Here is a 6,616-nt window from a genome sequence, read left to right as displayed (position 1 = left end):
CCACTGAGAAGTTCAACAAGGAATATTACGTGCTTGTACCTGTTATAAATGAGACCGGCCACAATATTCACAGTATCCTTTATGTTTTTTCAAGACAAAAAGAATTTCAGTTCAGAAGATTTATTGCAATTTTTGGATTTTTTATATATTCATTGTTGTTTTTGGTTACTTTGGTGATAGATAATCTCCTAATGGGGCGATTTGTAAAAAATATTGAGAGATTAAAACAAGTAGCGGAACTGGTGAGAAGTGGCAATTACTCTGTAAGATCATCAATTAAATCTGGTGATGAAATTATGTATCTCTCTGATACAGTAAATTCTATGCTTGAATCAATGACTACCTATATTTATAATTTAAGGGCAATGGTTGAAGAGCTTGAGGCGAGAGATAAGGCTCGGGATGAGATACTGGCCAAAATTTCCCATGAGTTAAGAACACCCCTTACTGCAAGTAAGGGTTATGTTGAACTTCTACTTACTGGAAATATAGGAAATTTGTCGGAGGAGCAGAGAAAGGCCCTTGAAATAATTTCAAGAAATCTAAATAGGTTAGAAGATGAGACGAGAAAGCTTCTACAAAGTTCCAAAGCAGCTATAGAAAATATTCAGATTAAGTTAAGAGTTATTGATGTGAAAAAAGTCTTTGAAGAGATTAAAGAAAATTTTGAAAGTGAAATCCAGAAAAAAAATCTGAGATTGGTTTATAACTTTGAAATAGATAAAGTTTGCGCCGATTTGGAACAGTTTCATTCAATATTAGAGAACCTGATTTCCAATGCTGTAAAATTTACACCGGAAGGCGGATTGATAGAGGTTAGAACTTCTGAGGAGCAAATTGGAGAGAAGAGTTATATTAAAATAAGTCTATTCAATACCAGTCCGAAAATTCCAGAGTCAGAGCTGGAAAAGATCTTTAAACCCTTTTATCAAGTCGATAATGGCACTAAAAGGGAAAAAGGTGGTTTCGGTTTGGGATTATACATAATAAAGAGGGCTGTGGAACTCCATAAAGGATTTGTAAGAGCATTAAATACAGAGAATGGAGTTAAATTTGAGGTCTGCTTACCTTTTTTGGAGGCTTGTAATGAAGAAGATTTTGGTCATTGATGACGAACCTGACATCCTTGAATTGATAAAAGATATTTTGAAAAATAAATACGAAGTTTATCCTTCTGAAAGCGTAAAAGAAGGATTTTCAATACTTGATAAAACCAAAATTGATCTTATAATCCTTGACATTATGATGCCTCAAATGGATGGATGGGACTTCATATGGCTTACAAGGGGCAACGAAAGATACCGTAAAATTCCAATAATCATTGTAACAGCGAGGGCTGATGCCGAAGATAAACTTATAGGCTTAAAGGAAGGTGTAAAAGACTACATTGTAAAGCCTTTTTTGCCAAATGAATTGTTAAGTCGGGTGGATGAAATTTTAGAGGATAAAAATTGATATGGAACCAAGGATAAGTGTTGATCTAAAATTGGAATACCTAAAGCTAAAAAGTGCATTATACGATCATGTGAACGGATTACCTTTAATTGAGTTATTTTATAAAGATGTTGTTAAAATGTTAGAGCGCAGAATTCCCGTCGGCTGTCTTCTTATTACAATAGTAAATGGTGAAGAACTAGAAAAAATAGTAACTTTTGAACATTTAGACCAAATCCTTTATGAATCTTCCTCTAAAATAAAGTTGTCTTTGGGTAAAATTGGGGTCAAAGAGTATATCCTCGCCTCTTTAGCACCTGGGGGAGAGACTTTAGTTCTCGTTTTGTATGACACAAAAGGTAAAATTAAAATAAACAAAGATTTCCTAAAAGATGTAAAAAAATTTTTGGAGGAAGAAATTAAAAGAAGATTAAACAATTATATTGCCAGGGAAAAATTGGCAATTCCAGAACCTTTTGTTGTCATAATAGAGCGAGTATTGGAATCTGCTCCGACTTTAAGAAGTGAAAGGCAAATTGCAAGGGAATTAGACAAAATGATGTTTGAAGCGAGAAAGATGCTGGAAAAAGCAGATTATGATAAAAAGGCTGCTCTTTTAAGGATAATTGAGCAAAAAGATGTTAATTTTGTCTTTCAGCCTATAGTAAATTTAAAGGATAAGCAAATTTACGGTTTTGAAGCTCTTGCGAGATGCTCACTGGGTGAAGGATATAATGAACCCGAGACTCTGTTCACTTTAGCAGAAAGCTTTAACTTGTTAAAAGATTTAGAAAAAACTTGTGCCTTGAACGCCATTGACGTATTTTTCAATTTCTCAAAGAATAGTAAAAAACTTGCCAATAAAAAACTTTTTATTAACCTCTCCCCTCCTTCTTTCACCGTACTTTTAAGTGATGAGTTTCTCGAAAAAATCCATGCCTATGAAGTTCCACCTGATTATATTGTAATTGAATTGACTGAGAAGTTTTTATCTTTAGATTCCGAAGAAAACGAAGCATATTTCGATATTTTAAAGAGAGTTGCGAAGCAAATAGGCTTTGAGATAGCAGTAGATGATGTAGGCACGGGGTATTCAACTCTTGAAAGGGTCGCCTCTTTGAGTCCGCATTACATTAAATATGATAGGGTGTTGTTTAAAAATATTCATAAGGACCCAGTAAAACAGGAGCTACTGAAAACAATTTTCGATTTTTCTAAGAAAATAAACTCTAAATTGATAGTAGAGGGTGTAGAAAATAATAAGGATTACGAGTTTGCTGTAAAACTTGGCATTGAGTTTATGCAGGGCTTCTTGTTTGGCAGACCTTTGAAACTTGGATAAAAAGGAGGTCTCTATGGTTTCAAAACACATTGTCAATTTTTTGATCGTGTTTTTCCTTCCAGCTCTCATAATGTGGACCGTCATTCTAATATCCTATTTAAAGGAGGAGGCAGATGAATAACCTTATAGTATTGATAGTTTTTATTCTTTACCTGATAGTTCTAATCGTAATTGGATACATTGCAGATCTTAAGTTTTCAAAAAAGTTCGAAGATTTCATCACTGCAGGTAAAAGTTTAGGTGCTCTTGTAACTGCAATATCTGCCTCTGCTTCAGCTGAGAGTGCATGGGTTATGCTTGGTCTTTCTGGGTATGGTTATATCCATGGCATGAGGGCTTTCTGGGCTGCTCTTGGTTGTCTCTTTGGTTATTTCTTGAATGCCGTCTTAGTAGTTAAAAAACTTCGCAAGGAATCAGGTGAATTAGGTTCATATACAGTGTCTGATTTTCTTGCAGATAAAGTTGGCGACAAGGGTTTACTTATAAGAGGAATTGCTTCCTTTATTATTATTATCTTCTTTACCTCTTATGTAGTTGCTCAATTTGTAGGTTCTGGAAAAACCATGGATAGTATGGGCATTGCATCCTATAAAACTGGAGTCATTATAGGTGGAGTTATTGTTGGGGCTTACGTTCTTCTTGGTGGTTATGCATCGGTATGTTGGACTGACCTGCTACAGGGACTTCTAATGGGTGCCTTGTTTATAATACTCCCAATATTTGGGGTTATAAAGGCAGGTGGATTTTCAGGGCTGTCGTCAAAACTTTATGGTTCTGGCCTCGGTAATCCATGGATAGATAATACTGGACACTTTGCACTTGGTTTTATCATTGGTGAACTGGGCATTTCACTTGGATACATAGGAATGCCTCATTATGTTGTGAGGTATATTACTGTTAAAAATGTTAAAGAAGCTAAAAAAGCTGCTCTCATTGCAACTACCTGGGGAATTATTACTTTTTTTGGTTCTGTTATGATTGGAATCATAGCAAGAGCTTTAATTCCCAACTTGGGTGATCCTGAACAGGCAATGCCGACTTTCATAAGATTGTATACCCATCCAGTGATTGCTGGCATAGCCCTGTCTGCAATCACTGCAGCTATAATGTCTACGGCTGATTCCCAGCTTATGTACAGTGCAACAGCCTTTGTTAATGATCTTTTAAGGAAGATTTTGGAAAGGCGTGGAGTTAAGATTGAAGATAAAAAGATGGTTATAATCATTAGACTTATTATTGCTGTGATTGCTTTAATCGCGATTGTACTTGCACTTCTTAAAGTTCAGTTTATCTATCGCTATGTTCTTGATTACGCCTGGAGTGCATTGGGTGCGTCTTTTGGACCCGCTATTTTACTGGCGCTTCATTACAAGAAGTTTAATAAATGGGGTGTGGTGGCTTCACTAATTTCCGGTTCACTTTTAACCTATTTATGGAATATCTTAAACCTTTCAAATTACATAAAGGTGTACAATCTGGTACCAATCTTTTTTATCACCCTTTTTATCGCCTGGTTTGTTGCGGCTTTAACGAGTAAAGATTAGTGGAACTTGATTGTCCTCAGATACCCTGAAGCGATTTCACTATAGGGTGTCTGGGGGTACTTTTTTATAAGATCACTTAGAAGTTCAAGACATTCAGTGATTTGGGTTTTGTGGAATTTCTTGAACATAAGAAAAGAACCATGAAAGATTAATAGAGTGTCGCTCATAGCGTCAAGGAAATTTTTACATAAACGAAAGCTTTTACCTTCTACGGAAAGACAATCTAAAAGTTTCAGGTAATTTATTAAATCGTTTTTAGCCTCCTTAGAACTTTCCAGTAATGCGCTTTTATGGGAGTCTGCAAAATAGTATCCAAGGTAATATTCGGCGAGGATTTTTACCTCCACTTTGCCTCTATATCGAGCCATTATTTCCTTTACTAACAAAATGTCATTTTTTAAGAAACTGTCGGATTCAAAGAAGGCCACATTTAGCAGGCTATCCCCCTTCTCAAGATCAAAATTCTTAAAAGCTAAAAGACTATTTCGCAAGCTTTCAGTGTATAGAAAAACCAACAGGCTTATTACATATAACATTAGAGTTCTAATTCGTTCTTTATTGATTTCATTGCTTCAAGACAGATTTCCAAGAACTCTTCAAGGGATAGTCCGAGAGTCTCAATGCTTTTCATTTGTTCACGGGAAGCCCCTGCTGCAAATCTCTTTTCTTTAAATCTTTTCATCATAAAATCCAAATCAAGACCATCCAAAGACTTAGTAGGATGCATCAAAGCACATGCTACAATAAATCCCGTCGTAGGATCAACTGCATAAATTGCTTTTTCAATGTTTTTCTCCAAAGGCTTTTTACTACAGTGGGCCAATATGGCATCAAATATGATCTGGTTATCAAGTCCTTTGTTTTTCAGAATTTCTATGCTGACAAAACCGTGGTTTTCGGGGTTATCATAAGTCTTCTCGTAATCTATGTCGTGGAGGAGTCCCGCCAGTTCCCAGAGATTCTCATCTTCATTAAACTTTTTTGCAAGGTATTTCATGCAAGCTCCTGTAGCAAGCATATGCTTAATGAGGTTTCTTTTTTTTATATGTTCCTCAACCCATTTTAAAGCCTCTTCCCTTGAGATAGTATTCATTTTGCCTTTGCCTCCTCCAAAATTTTCTTAACTTCTTTTCTCATTTTTTCCAATTTACTTATATCTTCGGTGCTTTTAGATTCCTTTAAATAAAGTTCCAAGTAGATTTTCAAAGTTTTAATATTCTTTGCCTGAGTCTCGTTAAGATTTCCGCTGATCGAATCAAGGTAAGGTATAATTTTTGTCTCCAAAGATTCTTTGGATTGAGCCAAATAATACTGGAGCTGGTGAATGGAAGTTGAACTTTTCGTTACCGAATCTGTGAAGGCCAGAAAGCTTTTGACCCTCAAAAGGGCGTTGTTATAACTTTCATCCTTTGATTTATCACATCCTGACAAAATTAAAAAAGTAGAAAGGAATATAGCAAAATTTTTCATCCTTTCAGAGCCTCAACGACTTTTCTTAATTCAAAATGAGGTTTGACATCATGCACTCTTATAATATTAACTCCCTTAAGTATCAGATAGGCACTTACGCCGAGGGTCCCATAAAGCCTTTCATCAGGTGGAACATTTCCCAACAGCATTCCTATCATGGACTTTCTTGAATGTCCAACCAGCAATGGGAACCCCGTTTTTTTAAATTCATCAATTTTTTTTAAAATTTCAAGGTTATGTTCTAACTTCTTACCAAAACCTATGCCAGGGTCGATTATTATTTTGTCACTGGAAATACCTCTCTGCATGGCGTAATTAGCCTGTCTTTGAAGGAATCCCGTAATTTCTCCAATAACATTGGTGTAAGTGGGATTGATCTGCATATCCTTAGGGGTACCCTTCATGTGCATGATTACAATGTGAGCACCATATTTCTTCGCCACCTCAACCATCTTTTCATCCTGGGATAGTCCAGAAATGTCGTTGATTATTGAAGCGCCATTCTTACACGCCTCTTCAGCTACTTGGGATTTGTAGGTATCTATGGATATTGGTATCGGGAATCCTTTTAACTTTTCAATCACGGGAATAACCCTGTCCAACTCTTCTTGCAAGGTAACAGGGTCAGCTCCAGGTCGTGAAGACTCTCCCCCTATATCAATGATGTCAGCACCTTCCTTCAGTATTTCTTCTGCCCTCTTCAAGGCTGAATCCGTGAGACTATATTTCCCTCCGTCGTAGAAAGAATCTGGTGTAATATTTAAAATACCCATTATCAAAGTACGATCACCGAATTCGATTTTAGACTCATCTGCCATGGTTCTTA

General features: G+C 36.1%; 8 protein-coding genes. 4 read left to right on the top strand and 4 right to left on the bottom strand.

Annotation, left to right across the window (positions count from 1 at the left end; all coding sequences use genetic code 11):
• The 4 genes from QMD82_06735 to QMD82_06720 form a co-directional block, all read left to right on the top strand.
• Positions 1 to 1,109 (top strand): HAMP domain-containing sensor histidine kinase (locus QMD82_06735; GenBank protein MDI6851610.1); only part of this gene is annotated, 1,109 nt, incomplete at its 5' end.
• Positions 1,087 to 1,455 carry a response regulator gene (locus QMD82_06730; GenBank protein ID MDI6851609.1) on the top strand — a complete coding sequence of 123 codons (369 nt, stop codon included), beginning with the start codon at positions 1,087 to 1,089 and terminating at the stop codon, positions 1,453 to 1,455. The genes QMD82_06735 and QMD82_06730, both read left to right, overlap by 23 nt.
• A 1-nt stretch (position 1,456) precedes the next feature.
• Positions 1,457 to 2,776 carry an EAL domain-containing protein gene (locus QMD82_06725; GenBank protein ID MDI6851608.1) on the top strand — a complete coding sequence of 440 codons (1,320 nt, stop codon included), beginning with the start codon at positions 1,457 to 1,459 and terminating at the stop codon, positions 2,774 to 2,776.
• A 113-nt stretch (positions 2,777 to 2,889) separates the two neighbouring features.
• On the top strand, positions 2,890 to 4,320 hold the full coding sequence (locus tag QMD82_06720; protein MDI6851607.1) for a sodium/proline symporter: 1,431 nt from the start codon (positions 2,890 to 2,892) through the stop codon (positions 4,318 to 4,320).
• Here QMD82_06720 and QMD82_06715 read toward each other — a convergent pair.
• Genes QMD82_06715 through folP form a run of 4 tightly spaced genes read right to left on the bottom strand, consistent with a single transcriptional unit; the run spans position 4,317 to position 6,608 of the window.
• Entirely contained in the window at positions 4,317 to 4,811 is a 495-nt protein-coding gene (locus QMD82_06715) for a hypothetical protein (GenBank protein ID MDI6851606.1), read from the bottom strand. The genes QMD82_06720 and QMD82_06715 overlap by 4 nt on opposite strands.
• Before the next feature lie 44 nt (positions 4,812 to 4,855).
• Positions 4,856 to 5,413: an HD domain-containing protein gene (locus QMD82_06710; GenBank protein MDI6851605.1), complete on the bottom strand. Its 558-nt coding sequence runs from the start codon at positions 5,411 to 5,413 to the stop codon at positions 4,856 to 4,858.
• Complete coding sequence (locus QMD82_06705; GenBank protein MDI6851604.1) at positions 5,410 to 5,790, bottom strand: hypothetical protein; 381 nt, start codon at positions 5,788 to 5,790, stop codon at positions 5,410 to 5,412. The genes QMD82_06710 and QMD82_06705 overlap by 4 nt, the downstream gene beginning before the upstream one ends.
• Positions 5,787 to 6,608 (bottom strand): dihydropteroate synthase, encoded by an 822-nt coding sequence (folP, locus tag QMD82_06700; GenBank protein MDI6851603.1) that lies wholly within the window; start codon positions 6,606 to 6,608, stop codon positions 5,787 to 5,789. The genes QMD82_06705 and folP overlap by 4 nt, the downstream gene beginning before the upstream one ends.
• Between the last annotated feature and the right edge of the window lie 8 nt (positions 6,609 to 6,616).

The sequence above is a fragment of the bacterium genome (assembly GCA_030019025.1).
GTDB lineage: Bacteria > Hydrothermota > Hydrothermia > UBA1063 > UBA1063 > UBA1063.
The sequence above is the reverse complement of the archived record's forward strand: the minus strand, read 5'-3'. Positions and strand labels throughout refer to the sequence as shown.